The organism is Sedimenticola hydrogenitrophicus, from assembly GCF_025175675.1.
Classification (GTDB): Bacteria; Pseudomonadota; Gammaproteobacteria; order Chromatiales; family Chromatiaceae; genus Sedimenticola; species Sedimenticola hydrogenitrophicus.
In genome coordinates this window covers 25,091-44,999 of record NZ_JANIOA010000013.1, presented here as the reverse complement: position 1 = coordinate 44,999, position 19,909 = coordinate 25,091, and the positions used below count along the sequence as shown (strand labels likewise).

General features: G+C 59.2%; 19 protein-coding genes. 7 read left to right on the top strand and 12 right to left on the bottom strand.

The window, feature by feature from the left end; all coding sequences use genetic code 11:
- Positions 1-95: 95 nt before the first annotated feature.
- Positions 96-716, bottom strand: a complete 621-nt coding sequence (locus tag NPX02_RS09015; protein WP_260293194.1) for a hypothetical protein — start codon at positions 714-716, stop codon at positions 96-98.
- A 456-nt stretch (positions 717-1,172) separates the two neighbouring features.
- Between NPX02_RS09015 and NPX02_RS09010 the strand changes: the two genes are divergently transcribed.
- On the top strand, positions 1,173-1,568 hold the full coding sequence (locus NPX02_RS09010) for a phasin family protein (RefSeq protein WP_260293193.1): 396 nt from the start codon (positions 1,173-1,175) through the stop codon (positions 1,566-1,568).
- A 76-nt stretch (positions 1,569-1,644) separates the two neighbouring features.
- On the opposite strand, the gene NPX02_RS09005 is transcribed toward NPX02_RS09010, so the two are convergent.
- From NPX02_RS09005 to NPX02_RS08980, 6 genes are all read right to left on the bottom strand, one after another.
- Entirely contained in the window at positions 1,645-2,235 is a 591-nt protein-coding gene (locus NPX02_RS09005; RefSeq protein WP_260293259.1) for a DUF3501 family protein, read from the bottom strand.
- A 35-nt stretch (positions 2,236-2,270) separates the two neighbouring features.
- The gene (locus NPX02_RS09000) at positions 2,271-2,558 is read right to left on the bottom strand and encodes a ferritin-like domain-containing protein (RefSeq protein WP_260293192.1); all 288 of its coding nucleotides are present in this window, start codon (positions 2,556-2,558) and stop codon (positions 2,271-2,273) included.
- A 17-nt stretch (positions 2,559-2,575) separates the two neighbouring features.
- Positions 2,576-3,907, bottom strand: a complete 1,332-nt coding sequence (locus tag NPX02_RS08995; RefSeq protein WP_260293191.1) for a heterodisulfide reductase-related iron-sulfur binding cluster — start codon at positions 3,905-3,907, stop codon at positions 2,576-2,578.
- Between the two features lie 371 nt (positions 3,908-4,278).
- Positions 4,279-4,695 carry a rubrerythrin family protein gene (locus NPX02_RS08990; RefSeq protein ID WP_029132750.1) on the bottom strand — a complete coding sequence of 139 codons (417 nt, stop codon included), beginning with the start codon at positions 4,693-4,695 and terminating at the stop codon, positions 4,279-4,281.
- A gap of 199 nt (positions 4,696-4,894) precedes the next feature.
- Complete coding sequence (locus NPX02_RS08985; protein ID WP_260293190.1) at positions 4,895-5,434, bottom strand: DUF3750 domain-containing protein; 540 nt, start codon at positions 5,432-5,434, stop codon at positions 4,895-4,897.
- 296 nt (positions 5,435-5,730) lie between these two features.
- A complete protein-coding gene (locus NPX02_RS08980) occupies positions 5,731-8,313 on the bottom strand; it encodes an acyl-CoA dehydrogenase (RefSeq protein ID WP_260293189.1) in 2,583 nt (860 codons plus the stop codon).
- Between the two features lie 350 nt (positions 8,314-8,663).
- Here NPX02_RS08980 and NPX02_RS08975 point away from each other — a divergent pair, with 350 nt between their 5' ends.
- Both NPX02_RS08975 and NPX02_RS08970 read left to right on the top strand, forming a co-directional pair.
- Positions 8,664-9,857 carry a hydrogenase small subunit gene (locus tag NPX02_RS08975; protein WP_260293188.1) on the top strand — a complete coding sequence of 398 codons (1,194 nt, stop codon included), beginning with the start codon at positions 8,664-8,666 and terminating at the stop codon, positions 9,855-9,857.
- A 10-nt stretch (positions 9,858-9,867) separates the two neighbouring features.
- Positions 9,868-10,245 carry an EF-hand domain-containing protein gene (locus NPX02_RS08970; RefSeq protein WP_260293187.1) on the top strand — a complete coding sequence of 126 codons (378 nt, stop codon included), beginning with the start codon at positions 9,868-9,870 and terminating at the stop codon, positions 10,243-10,245.
- 134 nt (positions 10,246-10,379) lie between these two features.
- On the opposite strand, the gene NPX02_RS08965 is transcribed toward NPX02_RS08970, so the two are convergent.
- The 3 genes from NPX02_RS08965 to NPX02_RS08955 form a co-directional block, all read right to left on the bottom strand.
- Positions 10,380-11,105, bottom strand: a complete 726-nt coding sequence (locus NPX02_RS08965) for a DUF169 domain-containing protein (protein WP_260293186.1) — start codon at positions 11,103-11,105, stop codon at positions 10,380-10,382.
- 309 nt (positions 11,106-11,414) lie between these two features.
- The gene (locus NPX02_RS08960) at positions 11,415-12,086 is read right to left on the bottom strand and encodes a cysteine hydrolase family protein (RefSeq protein WP_260293185.1); all 672 of its coding nucleotides are present in this window, start codon (positions 12,084-12,086) and stop codon (positions 11,415-11,417) included.
- Positions 12,087-12,139: 53 nt separating this feature from the next.
- Positions 12,140-12,370, bottom strand: coding sequence for a hypothetical protein (locus NPX02_RS08955; protein WP_260293184.1), 231 nt, complete (start codon positions 12,368-12,370; stop codon positions 12,140-12,142).
- A 155-nt stretch (positions 12,371-12,525) separates the two neighbouring features.
- Here NPX02_RS08955 and gcvA point away from each other — a divergent pair, with 155 nt between their 5' ends.
- Positions 12,526-13,398: a transcriptional regulator GcvA gene (gcvA, locus tag NPX02_RS08950; protein ID WP_260293183.1), complete on the top strand. Its 873-nt coding sequence runs from the start codon at positions 12,526-12,528 to the stop codon at positions 13,396-13,398.
- A gap of 89 nt (positions 13,399-13,487) precedes the next feature.
- Here gcvA and NPX02_RS08945 read toward each other — a convergent pair whose 3' ends face one another.
- Complete coding sequence (locus NPX02_RS08945) at positions 13,488-14,018, bottom strand: BON domain-containing protein (protein WP_260293182.1); 531 nt, start codon at positions 14,016-14,018, stop codon at positions 13,488-13,490.
- Positions 14,019-14,516: 498 nt separating this feature from the next.
- Here NPX02_RS08945 and NPX02_RS08940 point away from each other — a divergent pair, with 498 nt between their 5' ends.
- Positions 14,517-15,266 (top strand): hypothetical protein, encoded by a 750-nt coding sequence (locus tag NPX02_RS08940; RefSeq protein WP_260293181.1) that lies wholly within the window; start codon positions 14,517-14,519, stop codon positions 15,264-15,266.
- 2 nt (positions 15,267-15,268) lie between these two features.
- Positions 15,269-16,270, top strand: coding sequence for a DUF6976 family protein (locus tag NPX02_RS08935; RefSeq protein ID WP_260293180.1), 1,002 nt, complete (start codon positions 15,269-15,271; stop codon positions 16,268-16,270).
- 204 nt (positions 16,271-16,474) lie between these two features.
- Here NPX02_RS08935 and NPX02_RS08930 read toward each other — a convergent pair whose 3' ends face one another.
- Positions 16,475-18,592 (bottom strand): TonB-dependent receptor family protein, encoded by a 2,118-nt coding sequence (locus NPX02_RS08930; protein ID WP_260293179.1) that lies wholly within the window; start codon positions 18,590-18,592, stop codon positions 16,475-16,477.
- Positions 18,593-18,979: 387 nt separating this feature from the next.
- On the opposite strand from NPX02_RS08930, the gene rssA reads away from it, so the two are divergent.
- Positions 18,980-19,900 carry a patatin-like phospholipase RssA gene (gene rssA / locus NPX02_RS08925; protein WP_260293178.1) on the top strand — a complete coding sequence of 307 codons (921 nt, stop codon included), beginning with the start codon at positions 18,980-18,982 and terminating at the stop codon, positions 19,898-19,900.
- The last annotated feature ends 9 nt before the right edge of the window (positions 19,901-19,909 follow it).

Below are 19,909 nucleotides of genomic sequence, written 5' to 3'. Positions count from 1 at the left end.
GGCCATGTCTATAAGATTAGCCAGGAGTATTTTGACATTTCGGTCAGATACTCCCGATCGCCCCGCCACCCCGGTTCCGCTCAGAACCCAAGCCGCTAATCCTTTCTATCACGTTTCTTCTCTTTCTTTTTCTTTTTGTCGGATGATTTGTCTTTTTTATCCAGCTTGTCTTTCTTGGGCGACTTCTTTTTCTTGTCCGATTGCTGCTTTTCGGTTTTCTCCTTCTTATCGCCCTTTTTCGCCTTCTTCTCCTTTTTCTCCTTCTTCTCCTGCGCGTCCGACTTGCTTTCCTTTTTCAATTTCTCTTTCTTCTCCAATTGGGGCTTCTCATCCACGGGCGTCATGGCGTCGGCGGTTGTCGCTTGCAGGGGGCTCTTTTCCGCCTTGGGCGTTTTCCGCCCTTCTGTCGGCAGCGCTGCCCCGGTTGCGTTGGACGGCCGGCCGGCAGCGGCATTTCGTGCCGGATCACCCGGCTGACCGGTCGGTGCCGGGTCACGTGCAATATCGGACCCGCCGATCCGCTTGAGCAGTTTGCGCGCCCCTTTTACGAAGGCCTCTCCCCGCTTCTCCAGCGTGGGACAGCGCTGTTTGAACTCAGCGATGGACATCCCGGCCAGCTGGTTGGCCGTCTGGATGCCACTCTGCCTCATCCTGACCGCCGCGCTGGGGCCAATGCCTCTGACATCAGTGAGGGGGATCTGCGGATTAGCGGACATGGGTTACTCCTGAATGGTCGATTGCGGAGCACGATATTAGAGTTTCCCTGTCTCCGCAATGGGAAGAGCAATCGGTCCTGATGCCTAAATGCCCGAAAACGGGGTGGTCATCCGTGAATTTTTTAGACATACCTACCCTCCCGGTCTGTAGGTGATTGGTCTACCTTGTTGGCCGATCTTGATGGCGCCTCGTATTCGGCCCCATTTTCAAAATCCACCCTGCCCTGGTTTGAGCGGAGCGAATTTGGGCAGGCGCTGAAAATGGGGCCGGATTCGAGGAGACAAGCGATCACCTGAGGCCGGCAAGTCAGGCCCATCACCCCGTGAGTAGTTAATTTTAAACAAATAACCAGTTCACAAAAAATTAACCCAATAATTATTGCACTGCAACAATTCCAGTGTTATGCTGCATCGCACCATCTAGGTAATCCCCCTCTACTAAGGAAGGCCATTGTCATGACAAACGAAATCTTTGAAAAGTTTACCGCACAGGTTCAGACTGTTCTCTCTCCGGTCCAGGAGTTGAACAAGCTGTATATCTACAACTTCGAGAAGCTGGCCGAAATCCAGCTGGGCAGCGTACGCGAATATACTGATATCTGCCTTGAGCAGTTGCGTTCCGCTTCCGAGATCACCGACCAGAAGGCACTGGAAGCATTCTTCACCAAGCAGGGCGAGACCTTCAAGCTGATCGGCGAAAAAGTGATTGCCGATTCACAGGCTGTGGCCAGTATCGGTAGCCAGTTCTCAACCGAGGCGCAGAAAATCGCCGAGAAGAGCATTGAGGTGGCGACCGCTGCCGTGGCACCGGCCGCCAAGAAGGCCCCTGCCGCTGCAAAGAAAGCCGCTTAATCAGCGCTTTCTGATCGAATAAAAACCGCCACCCGAACTTTCGGGTGGCGGTTTTTTTATGGGTTAAAGCCTCTCCCTAGTGCAAATCACCCACCAGCGAGTTGCGCACATTTTCATCCAGCACGGTCTCCGCGCTATAGGCCGGGTGGCTGATGCCTGCGCGGATGGCGGCGCCGCCCTTGGCCGCCGCCGCCATCTCCGGGGTGAGCTCGAAGCGCACGAAATGGACCGATGAGGTTTTATCCTCGGTAGTGCGTTCCAGGTCTTCATTGGCCACCGGGTGAACCTTGTCGAAACCCTCCACCTGAACCCAGAGCGCCTGATCCACGCCGATCAGCCGGGCCAGTTCACGCCGCCGCTGTTCCACATCGGCGTACTCCATCATGAAGGTGGCCTTCCAGTTCTGCCCATCCGGGATCAGTGGATTGTAGACATCCAGTTCATCCTGAATCCCCCTGGCTTCAAAGATCCGCTCGATCCTGAGCATCTCCTGCACCTGGTACTGCATGGTGAGGGCATCCTCAAAATAGAGCGCGGCGTGCTCACCAATGGCGACCCGCCGGTCCTTTTTATGCGCCATCACCTGGGCCCGGAACTCGGGGCGGATACGGGCATACTCTTCCAGGCTGTAGAGATTTTCGTGTGACAATTTGCCCATGTCTGACATCTCCTCGCTAATGTTCATTCCATCCTTTTGCACCACTACTCGTGGGTAATGGGTTTGTCGCTGAACAGGTAATCCTTCAGCTCACGTTCGAATCGCGGATCGTTGCGGCGGATCCACTCCAGCACCATCGAGGCATGCTCCTTCTCCTCGTCCCGGTTGTGCGCCAGGATCGCCTTCAGTTGCGGATCACTGCAGGCATCGACTCGCTGGTTGTACCAGTCAATCGCCTCCAGTTCCTCCATCAGCGAAATGATCGCGCGGTGCATGTCCCGGGTCTCCACCGAGAGTTCCGCTATCGGTTCGTGGTAGCCTTCATTTGCCATGGTTTATCTCCTTGGAATTATATGCCGTAGGCTTTTCTCAACAGACTCATGGGGTGCTCGGTCCGGCTGCCGTCACCCATGCCGTGTTCGATGTGATGGCCGGCCATCGGGCAGTCACTGCCATAATGATCGGCAGTCGCCTGTTTTACCCGGTTGACCACCGGTCGTACGATCTTCATCGAGATCTCGTGGCACTCCTTCTTCACCGCATAAGTGCCGTCATGACCGGAGCAGCGCTCGATCACCTCGACCGTGGAATCGGGAACTAGCGCCAGCACATCACGGGTTTTCGCGCCGATGTTCTGCACCCGCTGATGGCAGGCCGCGTGATAGGCCACCTTGCCCAGCGGCTGGCTGAAATCGGTCTTCAGCTTGCCGTGCTTGTGGCGCAGGAAAAGGTATTCGAACGGGTCAAAGATCGCCTGGCTGACCTTCTTCACCGCGGGATTGTCGGGAAACAGCAGCGGCAGCTCCTGTTTGAACATCAGGGCACAGGAGGGAACCGGGGCGACGATATCCCAGCCCTCATCCACCAGCTCGGCCAGTACCGGAATATTGGCCTGCATCGCCTTCTCCACCGCCTCCAGATGACCCAGCTCCAGCTTCGGCATACCGCAGCACCGCTCCTTCCGTGCCAGCGTCACCGGAATCCCGTTGTGCTCGAAAACCGCCACCAGATCCTCGCCGATAATCGGTTCGTTGCGATTGCCGTAACAGGTGGCGAACAGCGCGACCTTGCCCTGCGTGGGACCGGCCGGCCCGGCGTCGGCGGAAGCGCCCACGTTCCGTCCCAGGCGCTTGCGCATGGTCCGCGAGTGGAACTCCGGCAGCCGGGCATCCGCGTGCACCCCAAGCACCGACTCCAGCAGCTTGCGGGTCGGTTTCGCCTTGTTGGCCGCGTTGACCACATCCACCACCACCGGGATGCCGGCGATCGAGCCGACCGCGTCGGTGCTGGTGAGAATCCTGTCCCGCAGCTTCATCTCGCCCTTTTTGTACTTCACCGCCTTGGCGCGCAGCATCAGGTGCGGGAAGTCCACGTTCCACTCGTGGGGTGGCGTGTAGGGACACTTGGTCATGAAGCAGAGATCACACAGGTAACAGTGATCCACCACACCCCAGTAATCATCCTTTTTCACCCCGTCCACTTCGTAGGTCGGGGACTCGTCGACCAGGTCAAACAGCGTGGGGAAGGCGTTACAGAGGCTGACACAACGACGGCAGCCATGGCAGATTTCATAAACCCGTTCCAACTCGGCCATGAGCGAGGATTCATTATATAAATCGGGATTCTTCCAATCGATCGGGTGGCGTGTCGGCGCCTCCAGATTACCCTCTTTTACTGCCATGTTGTCCGCCTCCTGAAATCCTGATAACGGTGTTAGCCCGTAGATACTCTGTTCCAATGCAAGTCCAATCTGCATCCAGTCCATAAAAACATTTATCAGGCAGTCGCGTCGGGTCGGCACGTAGTCTGTGCCCACCTTTTTGCCCCGTGCCGTACCTTCCGCGTGGGCACAAAAAGCGTACCCACCCTACCAAGCTTGATGACCAAGCCGTAGGTTGGGGTGAGCCTGCGAACCCCAACATGTGGTGTTGAACGCAACCATCGTCCGTTGGGGTTCGCTCCGCTCACCCCAACCTACGGGCTGAGATCAAAACTGGGGTGGTACAGGAGGACCGGGACTGGACCCATCCCGGTCCTGTTCCGAATGCGAGATCAGTCCATCTCGTCCAGTGCTCGCTGGTAACGGTTGGCATGGGAGCGTTCCGCCTTGGCCAGGGTCTCGAACCAGTCGGCCACCTCGTCAAAGCCTTCATCACGCGCGGTTTTCGCCATCCCGGGGTACATATCCGTGTATTCATGGGTTTCACCGGCGACCGCACTTTTCAGATTGTCCGCGGTGCCGCCTATCGGCATACCAGTTGCCGGATCACCACAGCTTTCCAGGTACTCCAGATGGCCATGGGCGTGTCCGGTTTCACCTTCAGCAGTAGAGCGGAACAGTGCGGAAATATCGTTGTAACCTTCGACATCCGCCTTGGAGGCGAAGTAGAGGTAGCGACGATTGGCTTGGGATTCACCAGCAAATGCATCCTTCAGGTTCTGTTCAGTCTTACTACCTTTCAGTTCCATATCTTTCTCCTCGTCATAGTTCTGCTATTCACGCACTCACCTCAGTACGTGTAGAAAGGATAGATGATGAAATTTAGTTTATCTAATTGATTTTATATTACTTATTTATCGTTTTTTTCTATTTATAAGTGCTATCGTTGCTAAACAGCGGGGACCGCTTCGCTTTGCTCATGAAGCACTCAGGGCTCGCACGCGACGCCTAGTCGACGTAACTTTTGCCGATCGCGGACAACGGGAGTTTCAGGCCAAGCTCCGGCACCCGCTTGGCGATCCAGGCGGTGAAGGTGTTACTGTTGGGGCCCGGGAAGGCCCGGTAGGTGGTTTTCCAGGGATAGTCGCGCGCTGCCTTTTCCACCGCATCGATCAGCCGGTCGACGTCCTTCCCCCGGTGCTCCTTGATGACGCGGGGACGCTCTCCATACCAGTAGCGGTCCGGAACGTCCCGGGCGATCCGCATCACCGGTTGACCGCTACGGCCCCGCCAACCGACCACGTCGTACACCGTATAGGTGTCCGCACCCGTCCGTTTGGCGGCGATCCAGGTATGAATGGCAAACCAGCCGCGCCAGCCCCAGGCATCGGCACCGTAGACCTGCAGGACCGCTTCAGGGGTCACCGCGGGGGCGGGGGCGATGCCCGCCGGTTCCCGGCTGGCAGTCCGCCAGTCCCTGGGGGAAGAACACCCCGCCGACACCAGTCCCAGCAGAATAATCGCCAATAATCGCTGCCGTTTAGTCATCGATTGCCGTTTCCCTTTTCCACCAGACAGTAACCGTGGGGCGGCATGAATAGAGGTTTGATCAGTGTACAGTTTAGCGCTTTTTCAACGGGACACCGGGAGCATTGTCCCCGACGATGCCGCCCCGCGGGTCCTTAGGGCTCGCGCAAAAATAAGTTTCGGTATTCGGTCGCAACTGGACCCCGCTGGCGGCGTTACGCTTTTTGGCAAGGGAACGGCCATTGCCTGCAAAGCGTGCCTTGCCAGCGGGGCCCAGTTACGCCCTCGGTACTGCGAAATTATTCTTGCGCGAGCCCTTAGTCGCCCTGTTTTTCCGCCGGTTCGGTGGTACGCTTAGTGACAACCGCCTTTTTCACCACCCGCTTCTTGCTGGCTTTTTTCTTGCCGGCCTTCTTTTTCGCCAGCGGTTTTTTCACCGGGGCCCGCGCGGCCCCGGCCGTTGCAGCGGTTTTGCGGACAGCCAGCTCGGCAGCGGCGAAATCATCCACATCGATCAGCGCCATCACCTTGGCATCGAAACTTCTCAGTTGCGCGGCCTCGTCAGCGGTCAGGATACCCTTGCGCTCCGCCTCATTGATCTGCGAGGGGGTGTCCTCGGACTCGAAAAGTCCGTCCCGGCGGGCATTAAACACCTTGCGCTCCAGCGGCTTGACCGACTCGGCCAGTTCCAGCGCCTCCTGCAGCAGGCCCAACGGATTGTTGGGCTCGACGGTCTGATAGATGCCCTCGCAAAGCCGCTCCCTGCTGGCGCAGGGTTTCATGATCAGCTCGGCAATCCGCAGTCCCAGTTCGTCCGATGGCGCGGAGTAGGTACGGCCCCGGGGAAAGACGAACAGGCGCAACAGGGTGCTCACCCAACGGTTGGGCAGATTGCGCAATAGCCCGTGCAGCTGCTCCTGGGCGTCATAAAGCAGCGAGCGGCAGGCCCACTCGACAATAGGTAAATCCTCCTCCGGGCTACCCTGATTGACGTGATGCTTCAGCACCATCGAGGCGAGATAGATGGCACTCAGCACATCCCCCAACCGGGCCGAGAGCAGCTCCTTGCGTTTCAGCGCTCCCCCCAGGGTGAGCATCGCCACATCCGCCGCCAGGGCGAAGGAGGCGCTGTACCGGGAGATGTGCTGGTAGTAGCGGCGTGTTCCGTCCTGCGTCGGCGCCTCCACATAGCGCGCCTGGGTCAGGGCCATCACCAGGGAGCGTGCGGCATTGCCGACGGCATAACCGAGATGCCCGAACAGCGCCCGGTCAAACGCCTGCAGCCCCGCCTCGCCGTCGGCCCCGGCCGCTTCCATCTCTTTCCGCACATAGGGATGGCAACGGATCGCCCCCTGACCGAAGATGATCAGGCCGCGGGTGAGGATATTGGCCCCCTCCACCGTGATGGCGATGGGCATGCCCTGGTAATTGCGCCCCAGGTAGTTCTTCGGACCGAGCATGATCCCCTTGCCGCCCTGTACGTCCATGGCATCGTTGGCGATGGCACGCCCCATTTCGGTGTTGTGGTATTTGAGAATGGCCGCGGGGACCGCGGGCTTCTCCCCGGCATCGATAGCGCCGATGGTGACATCGGCCGCGGCGGTCATGATATAGGTGCGCCCGGCCATCCGTGCCAGCACCTCACCGACCCCGTGAAACTTGCCCACCGGCAGGCCGAACTGGCGGCGAATCCTGGCGTAGGCACCGGAGGCGTAGACCGCCGCCTTGCCGCTGCCGACGGCATTGGACGGCAGGGTGATACCGCGGCCCACCGAGAGCTGCTGCACCAGCATCTTCCACCCCTCCCCGGCCCGTTCCGGTCCACCGATAATGGCGTCCAGCGGCACGAACACGTCCCGGCCCTGGGTGGGACCGTTCTGAAACGGGATATTCAGCGGGAAGTGGCGGCGGCCGATGGTGACGCCGGGCAGGCGGGTCGGCACCAGACCGGCGGTGATGCCGTAGGCGTCGCGGCCCCCCATCAGGTGGTCCGGATCATAAAGCTTGAAGGCGAGCCCCAGCACCGTGGCGATCGGCGCCAGGGTGATGTAGCGCTTGTCCCAGTTGAGCCGGATACCGATGATCTCCCGCCCCTCATACTCGCCCCGGCAGACCACCCCCGTATCGGTAATGGCGGTGGCATCCGAGCCGACCCGGGGCGAGGTGAGGGCGAAACAGGGGATCTCGTCACCGGCCGCCAGGCGCGGCAGATAGTACTCCTTCTGCGCTTCGGTACCGTAGTGCAGCAGCAGCTCGCCCGGTCCCAGGGAGTTGGGCACCCCCACCGTGGAGGCGACCACCAGGCTGCGGCTGGCCAGTTTGCGCAGTACGCAGGACTGGGCCAGGGCGGAGAACTCCAACCCGCCATACCGTTTCGGTATGATCATGGCGAAGAACTTCTCCTGCTTGATATAGGCCCACACCTCTGGCGGCATGTCCGCCAGTTCGTGGGTAATCTGCCAGTCATCCAACATCCGGCAGAGCGTCTCGGTGGGGCCGTCGAGAAACGCCTGTTCTTCACGGCTCAGGTGGGGTGCCGGCATCTGATACAGCTTCTCCCAATCCGGCGCACCGGAGAAGAGGTCCCCCTCCCACCAGACCGTGCCCGCCTCCAGCGCCTCGCGCTCGGAGGCGGACATGGGCGGCAGGATCTGCCGATAGAAGGCCAGCAGCCGGCGCGAGATCGCTGTGCGCCGAAAATCCTCGACGTTGAGCAATAGCAAGCCGAGGAAGAGCAGCCAGAGCAGCAGCAACCAGAAAGCCCCACCATCACCGAACAGGGTATAGGCGAGCAGCAGTCCGCCCATGACCAGGGTGGAGCGTTTGAGACTTTCCCGCCGATAGGCCAGTGTAACCGCCACCACCGGAAACAGCAGAAACCAGAAAAGCGTTGCCAACATCCCCTTCCCCCTGAAGATCAGACTTGAGTGATATCTACCGCACACCGGTGCGCGATCCATTAAGCCTAGAGTAGGCCAGATTAAATAGGCAGTAAATGAATAACGAATCAACCGGACGATCAGGAGAGACTACCTGGCGGTTTTATCGACAACCACCCAGCCGGCACAGACACTTCCGGCCGCTGATTGACCCAAGTCACCCGGTGTGAAAATGGCGCCGACGGGTATATTCCATTCTGCCGGGCGTGACGTAGAATCTGTTCTGCCGACAGAACAAACACCAACCCGCACGCCGGATCTCCCCATCATTCGGTTGTTGTAACCCGTGACACCGTTCGGAAAACATTGCCATGTCGAAACCCATCTCCCTGGGCGCGTCGCTGGATCAGCGCCGGATCAGCCGGCGATCGCTGCTAAAGTTCTGCACCGCCGTGGCATCATTGCTTGCCCTGCCCGGCGCAGCCGCAACGCAGCTGGCAGAGCGGTTGGGAAGCGCCAGACGTCCGCCGGTGATCTGGCTCTCCTTTCAGGAGTGTACCGGCTGTACCGAGTCCTTTACCCGCGCCCACGCCCCCACCATCGAGTCACTGATGTTCGACTATCTCTCGCTGGACTATCACCACACCCTGCAGGCCGCGGCCGGCGAGGCGGCGGAAGCGACCCGGCTGGAGGCGATGAAGAACAGCTTCGGCAGCTATCTGTTGATTGTCGATGGTTCCATCCCGGTGGCGGATGGCGGTGTCTACTCCACCATCGCCGGCAAGAGCAATCTGCAACTGCTGCAGGAGTGCCTCGCCGGCGCGGCGGCGGTAATCGCCATCGGCAGCTGCGCCGCCTTCGGCGGCCTGCCGGCGGCCAGTCCCAACCCGACCGGCGCCACCGGGGTGGCCGAACTGATGGAGAGCGGGCGGATCGACACCCGGCCGCTGATCAACCTGCCCGGCTGCCCACCCATCCCTATCGCCATCAGCAGCGTACTGGCACACTACCTGATCTTCGACCAGTTCCCGGCACTGGATGAGCGGTGTCGACCGTTGAGTTTCTATGCCCACACGGTGCATGAACGCTGCCCCCGATTCCATTACTACCAGGAACAGAAATTCGCCGAACGATTCGACGATGCGGGCGCGCGTAACGGCTGGTGCCTGTACAGGCTGGGCTGCAGGGGTCCGGTCACCCGCAACGCCTGCAGTGTTTACAAGTGGAATGAGGGGACCAGCTCGCCCATCGATGCAGGCCACCCCTGCCTGGGCTGTTCGGAACCGGGGTTCTGGGATGCTGGCGGGTTCTACGTCAGCCTGGATGAGATACTGCCCCCCGCCCCGCCCCGCAACGAACCGCCCGCAGTAGCCAGAGATGCCGGCCGGCAGCTCTATGAAGAGAATTGCATCTACTGCCATTCGGCCGACCCGGCCGGGTTCGAGACCCCGGGGGATCAGATCCCCGAGCTGCTCCGTTCCGGGAGTATCCGCTCACACAAGCGCCTGGATTTTTCCGATGACCAGCTGAATATCCTGGGAAAGTATCTGGGGTCGAAAAAATGAGGGAGCCACTATGAACGGATCACGCGCGTCACGACCTGCCCCACTGGCGGCGGTACTGTTTCTGGCCGGCACCTTGAGCCTCGGCGGGGCTTCTGCTGCCCCCCCGGCCGTCACACCACCAGAGGTTCAGCCCGGCCCCGGCCCGTTCTCCATCCATGATCTGGATCGGGACGGGGTGCTGAGCCGCGACGAGTACCAACGCTTTCTCGCCGGGGTGGAGCACCGGCGCAAAACGGCGGAACAACCCCGGAGTTATCTCCCCCCGCTCCGCTTCGAGGAGATCGACAATAATGGAGATGGTTATCTGAACGAGGATGAGATGACCTCCGCCCTCAACCAGCGATTGCAACGGCACAAACGCAGCCGCAACCGCACCGGTCGCTGGTGAAGGATCGGGAATTGGAGTCGAGAGGTCATTAGCTTGAACCCGAGCAGAGCCGAACGCCAGAAACCGTTCGCGCCAAGGGTGTTCCTCCGGCGAATCAGATGCGCCGAGCCTGCCACCGCATCAATCGAACAACGTCACAGGCGAAAACGCCTGGAATCCTCACTGGCATAGTTCGCCACGGTGCCATCGATGACCGCGGTCGTTTTGATCATCTGGGTCACCTCGGCCAGCCGGCTACCCGGTATGGCGCAGGTCATTTCGCTGTTCGGCAGACCGGTCCGGACGCGGCTGAGCATACAGCCGACGCTTACCGCCACCATCTCCTGCTCCTTGGCAATGGCGACGATATGACACTGCGGCTTGCCCTCGAAACGCAGGCCCGGGATGGCATCCGACAGGGTCATGGCCTGCTTCGCATTGATGCGCAGGAACACCACATCCGGCAGCCTCGGTGAATCCTTTAACGGCCCGTAAGTGACATAACGAAAACGCTCGGTCACCACCGGAATCTGCGGGAACATCTCCGGTGCCACCCAGCCGGCCCCGACCAGCGCACCCACATCGGACAGGTTACCGACCTCTTCGAGCGTCTTGAATCCGTGGGTGACACTGCCGACACTGCAGTTCCCATGGTCTTCCGCCACCGTACTGAAGGTGCGCTCGGCGGCCTTCATCCAGAATACGCAACCGGCCGGGACACGTCCGCTGCGGCCATCTTCGGTGGGCTCCGGTATGGCCTCCGCGAACGGTTCGACGCCGGGTACCGGCGCCTGGGTAAAACTGATCGCCAGCGGTTGATGCTGCAGCGCCAATGCGCTGGTCAGCTCCTCCGCCAGTTGTTGATTTGTCTGTTGCGACATAGTTCTCTCCCTGACAGTTCGTCGAACGAGGCGAGGCTGATCCACCTATATAGACACACCTTAGGGCCCGTGCAAGGATAATTCCGTAGTACCGAGGGCGTTCCCGGGCCACGCTGGCAAGGCACGCTTTGCAGGCAATGGCTTGTTCCCTTGGCAAAAAGCGTAACGCCGCCAGCGGGGTTCAGGGACGACCGAATACAGGAACATATTCTTGCGCGGGCCCTTAGTGTCTGTAGAAGTATAGGAGAGACTCGCCGCCCTCATTGGAAGAGCACTGGTGGCGGTTTATCATTGGCTGATGCGGTAGGGTCAGAGGCCCATGATCTCCACCAGTTCGGCACTGGAGAGGACGTGGCAATAGATCATGTTGATGATCTCCAACTCACGCCGATGCAGTTCCTCGGTGCCGGCGGCACAGCCGTCCTCGACCACGATCACATTGAAGCTCTCATCGGCCAGGCTGCGCACCGTGGAGGAGACGCACTGATCGGTGAAGATGCCGGTCATTACCACGTTCCTGATCCCCATATTGTGCAGCACCAGGCGCAGGTTGGTGCCGGTCAGGGCGCTGTCGGTGGTCTTGGTCACCACCACTTCGCCTGGCGGCGGGGTCAGTTCCGGGACAAACTGCGAACTCGGCTCGTCCCTGGGCAGCAGCAGGTAGTTCCAGCCCGGTTTCTTCTGGCTCAGGGAGCGGTCCCGGCCATCCTCCAGCAGGCAGGCGATACGGGCATGCAACACATCCATGCCGCGGGCGCGGAAACGGGCCTGCAACCCCTGTACGGTGGGGATGACGATCTCCCGCATGCGTTGCTGGAACGGCGCCCAGCGCGCCCGCTCGGTGGGGTCGTCCGCCAGCTGCAGGTAGATATTCTGGATATCGATGGTGAGCAGCGCCGTCTCCCCGGGGGGGAGGAGCAGATCCTCGGGTTCCGGCGCGCCCTGGTAATAGAACGAACGATAATCGGTTTTCCAGCCCATACTCCCCCCGTTTGGTGCCTGTGCGAAATCCCCTGCAGAATCCCTGTGCAGAATTAAAGCATAGTGCAGTCTGTCCGGGCGGGACGCGGCATCGCGTCATCACGGCGGAAAAACGGCAACACCCGGCTCATGTGGCTGATGATATCCCAGGCGGCCTCGGATCGCAGGCAGTGGGCGCGGTGGCGGTAGAAACGCATATCGATACTGCCGTCCAGGGAACGGCGGATAGTGGTTCCCGCCGCGTCACGGCAGGATCTTGCTGGCTGTAGCTGACGCTGGTTCATGATGACCTCCTGGACAGTTCAAAACACTGGACGAAGGATTGGGAATGGCCCGATGGATCCTTCATGAGTTGAACTGTATTCATACACAAAGCACTAGACAAACGATCAATTTTCAATTATTGGTGAATTTTTCTCATCTATATGAAGCCATGACCATGCCGCCACTGAACGCCGTCCGCACCTTCGAATGCGCCGCCCGCCACCTCAGCTTCAGCCAGGCGGCCGCCGAGCTGCATGTCACCGCCTCGGCGGTCAGCCACCAGATCAAGAGCCTGGAAGAGTACCTTGGGGTACGGCTGTTCCGACGCCGCACGCGCCAGGTGGAGTTAACGCCGGAGGCCGAGGCCTACCTGCCGGTCATCCGCCTGAGCCTGGAGCAGATCGGCGAGGCAACCCGAAGAATCATGAGCCGCCAGGATCAGGTAATCCGCATCAACGTCGCCCCGGCCATTGCCGGTGGTTGGCTGATCCCCCGCCTCTACGACTTCTACGCCGGCCATGCGGGGGTGGAGGTGGAGATCACCACCTCCATGCGACTGGTGGATTTCAGCCACTCTGATGTGGACCTGGCGGTGCGTTACGGCAAGGGGCAGTGGCAAGGCCTGAAGAGCCACTTGCTGATTCGCGAGGAGCTGGTGCTGGTGTGCAGCCCGAAACTGCTGGAGGAGGGCCGGGGCCCGAAATCGGCCGATGATCTGAGGCGGCTGCCGCTGCTGCACGTCAGGCCCAAGGTAACCGACTGGCAGGAGTGGTTCGCCGCCGCCGGTATCGAAGCGGTTGATCTGGAGAGAGGCATCGGTTTTCAGAGTTCGCCGCTGATGCTGGATGCCGTGGAGGCCGGGCTGGGTTACGGCATCGTTAGCCGCCACCTGATCCAGCAGCAGCTGGCCAGCGGCCGGGTGGTAATGCCGCTGGAGATCAATGCCACCGGCAGCAACGGCTACTTCCTGGTCTATCCCGAGAGCCGCGTCGACGACCCCAAGGTGGCGCTGTTCAGGGACTGGCTGTTGAGCCAGGTAACGGACTAACCGGATGATTCGGGAATCCCGCTTGCGCGGGATTCCCGTCGTCGCCTCAATCGGTCGTTAATCGGCAAAGCGTGTATTTGAGGAGTCGATCACCCCTCAATCTTCAGGTCGTTCTCAACCCGGCGCACACCCTTCACCTCACTGGCCAGGGACTGGGCCTTTTCCATCTGGTCGCGGTTCTTCACCCACCCTGAAAGTTGCACCACGCCGTCCCTGGTCTCCACTCCGATCGTCATTCCTTCGAGCATGTCTTCCTTGATCAGTACCGCTTTTACCTTGGTGGTGATCCAGCTGTCGGTTGCATACTCCTTCACCGCCAGACGCTCACTGATAGAGCGTGCCTTGACAAACTCCGACTGGTCGAGTGAACCGTTGCCGTCCGTGTCGGCGGCGTTAAACGATCCCTCCTTGAACTCAAGGGCAGAAAACTCGGCCTGACTTAGGAGTCCGTCACCGTTACTGTCGATCTCCGTAAACTGTGTGGCAGGATTTTCAGGCTGTTCGGCACGCTCAGCCGGAGCCGTCGAGTTCTCGGTGGCACCGGTCCCCTGTGCCGTCAACGCCAGACCGACCATGAATGCCGTGACCAAAGGTAATCCGCATCTGTTAATGGTATTCATATTCACTTCCTCCTGTGTGGTTCTCTTGAACCACCATGCCAAAAGTACCAGGCAAACTGTGCCACTGACACCACCCATTCAAGTGCCATGCCAATCCAGGTAATCAAACAACAACAATGGCTTGCAACCACTCCCATGGCGCCCCCTCATGCAGTTTCGCCGTTTTTTGTTGCCACACGGCGACATCGGCGGGGGCTTGCCGGCAAACTGTTGAATCAGGGGATAAATAATGTCGGTGTTTGGCGACAACACTGAACGCGAAAGGATTCAAACCTCCGGACTTCGACAGGCCCCGGTAGCAATGTGATAACCCGGTCTCAAGCCTGTGGCCCCCTCTTCACCTAAAGTTGAATGGTTGCAGGCTGATGCGGGGTTACCATACGGGAATAGGTGGTTTATTCGGGCGATGAAGGCTGGAACCCACCCGTGGACAGGGAGAGGGCCGCCCGCTTGCAACACCGGCTCTTGCCATGACAATCATAAACACAGGGAGGAACCATGTTTGATCTTGTGTTCTGTGAACGCATTCTGGGGATAGAGGCGCCGTGGTGCATCACCAGGGCAAAACAGGATATCAACCGTCAGCGGGTCGATATCTGGATCGGGGAACGGGAGCGGAACCGCTGGTTCAAACCGATCCCTGGCGGCCGGGCCGCTGCCGGCGAAGAGCAGGTCTGGCAGCATCTGGGGATGGGCGGATTCAGAACCTATATCCATACCGCAATCAGTGAACAGAGCGCCGATCATGACTGCCCCTGGATTGGCAGGAAGGGCCTGCCGTTTACCCGCGCGCTTACCCAACGGATACTGGAGTTGCTCGGCGAGCGAACAGCCTATGGCGTGGTCTGCGGCCTGCTGAACGTGGACCTGGAGGATGTCTGGCGGCTGAAGCACTCACTGGATGGCGGCACCGTACAGAAGCCGGAGCCCGCGCCCCGGGCTCCGGACATTCGCGATACAGCCACCATCACAACGCCCGAACCGGAAAGCGACATCCCAATCGCCGAGGACCCGGTATGGCACCGGGTCATCAGCAATGAGAGCGAGATCAACATACGCCAGTTGGGCCTGAAACTGTTGATCAGCCGGGTGCGCAGCCAGTATGTCAATGCTGATTCGGACGAGGTCAGAAACATGCGCCGCCGGGAACTGCGCAAGTACTTTGTCCGGCACCAGCGATCCCTGCAACATGAACTCGGACAACTCAAACCCTTCAGCCGGGCGCGACAACAGATGGAGCAGATGTGATAATGCAAGCCACAAGCGGATCTCAAGGCCTGGTCTCACTACAACGGGCCGTTGAGTTGATCGACGACGGCCGTGCGCTGGCCATCGCCGGTGATGAATCGCTGCTAAAACAGTTGCCCCGGGGCAACTGGATTGGTGGAACCATACCCTACTTCATGGATCAGCGCGGCGGCACGGTGACCCGCGACAAGCTGTATATCAATGATCTCTCCGGCATCGGGAGCAGGATCGATATCAGAAGTTACAGCACACACAATTTGCCGGCACTGGTGAACGAGGCACCGGATAACGGCTTCTCTCTCATTATCCTTCCCGGCGGCAGTGAGATTCTTTCGTCCTACGCAAAAAATGCGCCGGACTACGAGGATATTTTCTTAAAACCGATTATCGGCTGGGTATCCGGGCATCACCTGGATGACGCTGGGTCAGTCACCCCAAAGGTGATCAATGGCCTGGATGGTGAGCCTTGGGACAACCGGGCGGTGGCGATGCACGTCAGACTCCCGGAAACAAAAATGGCGCAACTGGATATCGTCAACCTCTTCCAGCAGGGTGAAGGACACACCTTCCGCTTTGCTGATTCCGGTTTTAGCGCGGGGGACTGTCTGATTGATGGCGCAACGGGAAACTTCGCCGATTATCTGCGGCAACAAGAGATCGATACGCGCCTGCCGCTGGTCGCGGATTACAGCGGTGCCATGGTCAATGTCAGCATCAAGGGTTCGGACAGCGAGCGGGGCATGGTGGAGTTTTACGCCCCGGTGTTCAGTGGCGTGGATTACAAGCTGGCCGCACCAGTGGTTGACTATATTGATGAATTCATGGCGGTCACGCCCGACGCGGGCGGCAGTTGGGTGTTCTCCTGTAACTGCATACTCAACTATCTCTATATGGACCTGGAGGGGAAACGAACAGCCAATATCACCGGCCCTTTCACATTTGGTGAAATTGCCTATCAACTGTTGAATCAGACGCTGGTTTATCTGACGGTGGAAGATCAGTAGGTGACGGCGCTGACTCTGTGCCGTTTCATCCGCGTGGGCACAAAAAACGTGCCCACCCTACTTGACTACGGAATTATTCTTGCGCGGTAGCTACTCACGGAGTGATCGGCCTGCCTTGCCGGCCTCACACGATGGCTGGATCAAGATCGGCCAACAAGGCAGGCCAATCACTTATAGACCGGGTGAAGTTACCTTGCGCAAACCCTAATTAAACTGCACCGCGATACCCGCAAACAGATTCCGCTCGGGTGCCGGTTCAAAGTAACGGCTATTGGCCTCGTTCACCCGCACACTGCCGATATACTGCTTGTCAAAAATGTTGTTGATCCCCAGGAATGTGGTGACCTCGGTATCGCCGTAATACCGGCTATAGCCAAGGCGCAGGTTCGAGACGGCGTAGCTGCTGGCGCTGTCGGAGTTGGCGTTATCCACAAACACCTTGTCCACATACTGGGTATCCCAGATGGCATAAAAACCGGAAGGGGCATAGTAGGCCAGCTCGGCAAAGGCGGCGTGCTCGGGGATACCCGGAATCCTGTTGTCCTTGAACGAGGTGCCGCCAGCATCTGTGAAACGGCTGAATTCAAAGTCTGAGTAGGTATAGGCGAGCGACAAATTCACCCCCGGCATTGGCTGCAGGTTGACACTGGCCTCCAGGCCGTGGCGCAAGGTCTCACCGGCGTTGGTGTAGAAATCCGATCCGCCCGGATTCTGCCCCGCCAGGATCAATTCGTTGTCGGTCTCGATGCGAAACAGCGCCAGCTCGTAGTCACTTCGGGGAGAGAGCGCACCCTTGATACCCAGCTCGTAGTTGACCGCGGTCTGTGCCTTCAGATCCGGATTGAATCCACCCGCCGCGGTGGGATTGGCGAATTCACGGCTGCTGGGCGTCTCGAACGAAGTACCCAGATTGCCGTAGACATTGAGCGCGTTGCCGAGACTCCACATCAGGCCGACTCGCGGGCTTATCTCACTGAACGTGATGTTTCCTGAATCATCGCTACCATCCACAAAATGGTGGTCGCTGAAGTCAAACTCCACCTCGTCATAGCGAGCCCCCAGGGTCAGTTCCAACGAGTCACTGAGGGCCAGTTCATTCTGCATGAAGAGCCCCCAACTAAAGACATCCTCGTCCTGGTCGAGCGACTTGGGCCCGATCACATTGCTGTCGATAATATTGGTGAAGTTAACCCGCTCATCCATCTGGTTATCAATATCCAGTCCCACCGTAAAGCGGTTTTTCATTCCGGAGAGCACGTCCGTATAGCTGTACTGACCGCCGCCACCGACGAAAAAGCGTTGCAGGTCAATAATACCTCCCGAAGGCACCAGTGGGCCGCCAAAATAGCCGAACGGAAGTTTGGCATCGAAATCACGAAACACGTAGTAGTTGCGAAGCGTGAACTGGTGCCGGTCACCGATCGACTTGTTGTAGAGCAGTCCCAGTTGCTGTTGCTTGACCGACTCCCCGGCATCGAAGCGCAGATTGTTGCGCTGCGCGGCACTGGGCGTGGAGATATCCACATTGAAGGCATTGCCGGTTCTGCGCAACCCGCCGGGATCATCCGCCTCCGGCGAGTCGACGGCATTCAAGGTGAGGGTCACATCGGAGCTCGGATCGATATCGTAACGAAACTTGGTGTTCAGAAGCACGTTTTCGGTCTTGCTGTGATCCCGGTAGCCATCCAGCTCCAGCCTGGACAAGTTCACCAGGTAGTTGAGCCGATCCGCCTGCCCCCCGGCCTTGAGCTGATGCTTGCGAAACTTGTACGAGCCAAAACTGGTGCGCGCCTCAATAAACGGCTGGTCCTCGGGACCATCTTCGGTATACATGTTGATAACACCGCCGGAGGCGGTACCGTAGAGTGAGGAAGCGGGACCGCGAACCACTTCAATACGATCCAGGGAGCCGATGTCGATACTGTCAACCCCGCCCTGACCATCGGGCAGGGTGGCCGGAATCCCGTCCACGTAGAGTTTGATGCCGCGGATACCGAACGACGATCTGGAACCGAAACCGCGAATGGAGATACGCAGGTCCTGCGCGAAGTTGTAGCGATTCTGCATGAACAATCCCGGGATCTTGACCAAGGATTCGTCGAGTCCCAATTGCTGCCTGCCAAACTGGATATCATCCGCGTCCACGTAGCCGACGGACGCAGGCACCTTGTAGAGCGACTTGTCCACACGCGTTGCCTGGACCGTGATATCTCTCAGGAGATCAGCATCCTGTGCCTGTGCCGATACAGCGGCGCCCGCCAGCAATAAGGCCAGGGGTACCGGCAGTAACCCGCTCACATTCAGCGTTATTCTTCGCAACACACTTCCTCCGTTAAATTAATTCGCCGCAATCAACGCCGCCAGCCGACGGCCAGAACACCCCGATTCCGACGACCAATAACATATATTTTGTATGGTTATATCGTGACCGGTGAACATTAAGCCCGCTGCAAGGAGCTGCTCAATACAACAAAAGTCTAAGAAGGCCGCATGCGGATGGAATGAGGACCGGGAGTCTGGGGGGTTGGGCGTATTACACAATTGTTCTGAATTCGCGGTGGCGGGGCTGGCATCTCCAGACGAACGTGTAATGCTCCCGGCGGGCCTGACCAATAGTAGCAAGCGGAAGCGGGTCAACGGCAGTACCCAATTCCACACTCTCCGTGTAATCTTTCCTGTATGGGAGTTCGGTGATCGGGAAGAGAGGCCATGAAAAACATGAAGATCGGCCTGGCCCTGGGCAGTGGTTCAGCCCGTGGCTGGGCACACATCGGCGTGATTCGAGCGCTGGAGGAGCAGGGAATCAAACCCGATATCGTCGCCGGTTGCTCAGTCGGCGCACTGGTGGGCGCCGCCTACTGCGGCGGCCATCTCGACGCCCTGGAGCAGTGGGTCAAGGGACTCAGCTTCTGGGATGTGGTACGGCTGCTGGATGTAAAGATGGCGGGCGGGCTGATTGAAGGCGACAGCCTGATGGCGTCGTTTGAGGACAAGCTCAGGGATGCCAATATTGAGGAGCTGCCCCTGCCCTTCGCCGCCGTGGCCACCGATCTGGCCAGCGGTCGTGAGGTATGGCTGCAGGAGGGCCCGCTGCCCACCGCGGTGCGTGCCTCGATCGCGCTGCCCGGCCTGTTCTCCCCCATTCACCTGAACGACCGCTGGTTGGTGGACGGCGGCCTGACCAATCCGGTACCGATCTCGCTGTGCCGGGCGATGGGTGCCGATGTGATCATTGCGGCCAATCTCAACAGTGACCTTATCGGGCGCCACCTGAAAACCCGGGCACAACAGAAACAGCTCTTCGGCGGCCAGGAGCGGGACCTGTTCAATCAGCTGCTGAAGAAACTCAACTCCGGCATGCTCGAATCGACATTGGCCAAATGGACCCGCGAGAAAAGAGGCGGGGAGACGGCACCGGGACTATTCGAGGTCATGGCCAGTTCGATCAACATCATGCAGGACCGCATCACCAAAAGCCGGATGGCGGGCGACCCGCCCGATGTCCTGCTGTCGCCACGGCTGGGCCAGCTCGGCCTGCTGGAGTTTGACCGTGCCGGCGAGGCGATTGCCGAGGGCTATGAAAGCGTGCAACGCATGGAAACTACTCTCCGGCATGTCCTAAACAGCTGAGTGTGCCGG

Bases quoted from the DNA above. Each gene is read 5' to 3' on its own strand.
- NPX02_RS09015 (WP_260293194.1), bottom strand. From the start codon at position 716: ATGTCCGCTAATCCGCAGATCCCCCTCACTGATGTCAGAGGCATTGGC.
- NPX02_RS09010 (WP_260293193.1), top strand. From the start codon at position 1,173: ATGACAAACGAAATCTTTGAAAAGTTTACCGCACAGGTTCAGACTGTT.
- NPX02_RS09000 (WP_260293192.1), bottom strand. From the start codon at position 2,558: ATGGCAAATGAAGGCTACCACGAACCGATAGCGGAACTCTCGGTGGAG.
- rssA (WP_260293178.1), top strand. From the start codon at position 18,980: ATGAAAAACATGAAGATCGGCCTGGCCCTGGGCAGTGGTTCAGCCCGT.
- NPX02_RS09005 (WP_260293259.1), bottom strand. From the start codon at position 2,235: ATGTCAGACATGGGCAAATTGTCACACGAAAATCTCTACAGCCTGGAA.
- NPX02_RS08965 (WP_260293186.1), bottom strand. From the start codon at position 11,105: ATGTCGCAACAGACAAATCAACAACTGGCGGAGGAGCTGACCAGCGCA.
- NPX02_RS08995 (WP_260293191.1), bottom strand. From the start codon at position 3,907: ATGGCAGTAAAAGAGGGTAATCTGGAGGCGCCGACACGCCACCCGATC.
- NPX02_RS08990 (WP_029132750.1), bottom strand. From the start codon at position 4,695: ATGGAACTGAAAGGTAGTAAGACTGAACAGAACCTGAAGGATGCATTT.
- gcvA (WP_260293183.1), top strand. From the start codon at position 12,526: ATGCCGCCACTGAACGCCGTCCGCACCTTCGAATGCGCCGCCCGCCAC.
- NPX02_RS08955 (WP_260293184.1), bottom strand. From the start codon at position 12,370: ATGAACCAGCGTCAGCTACAGCCAGCAAGATCCTGCCGTGACGCGGCG.
- NPX02_RS08975 (WP_260293188.1), top strand. From the start codon at position 8,664: ATGTCGAAACCCATCTCCCTGGGCGCGTCGCTGGATCAGCGCCGGATC.
- NPX02_RS08985 (WP_260293190.1), bottom strand. From the start codon at position 5,434: ATGACTAAACGGCAGCGATTATTGGCGATTATTCTGCTGGGACTGGTG.
- NPX02_RS08970 (WP_260293187.1), top strand. From the start codon at position 9,868: ATGAACGGATCACGCGCGTCACGACCTGCCCCACTGGCGGCGGTACTG.
- NPX02_RS08935 (WP_260293180.1), top strand. From the start codon at position 15,269: ATGCAAGCCACAAGCGGATCTCAAGGCCTGGTCTCACTACAACGGGCC.
- NPX02_RS08960 (WP_260293185.1), bottom strand. From the start codon at position 12,086: ATGGGCTGGAAAACCGATTATCGTTCGTTCTATTACCAGGGCGCGCCG.
- NPX02_RS08945 (WP_260293182.1), bottom strand. From the start codon at position 14,018: ATGAATACCATTAACAGATGCGGATTACCTTTGGTCACGGCATTCATG.
- NPX02_RS08980 (WP_260293189.1), bottom strand. From the start codon at position 8,313: ATGTTGGCAACGCTTTTCTGGTTTCTGCTGTTTCCGGTGGTGGCGGTT.
- NPX02_RS08940 (WP_260293181.1), top strand. From the start codon at position 14,517: ATGTTTGATCTTGTGTTCTGTGAACGCATTCTGGGGATAGAGGCGCCG.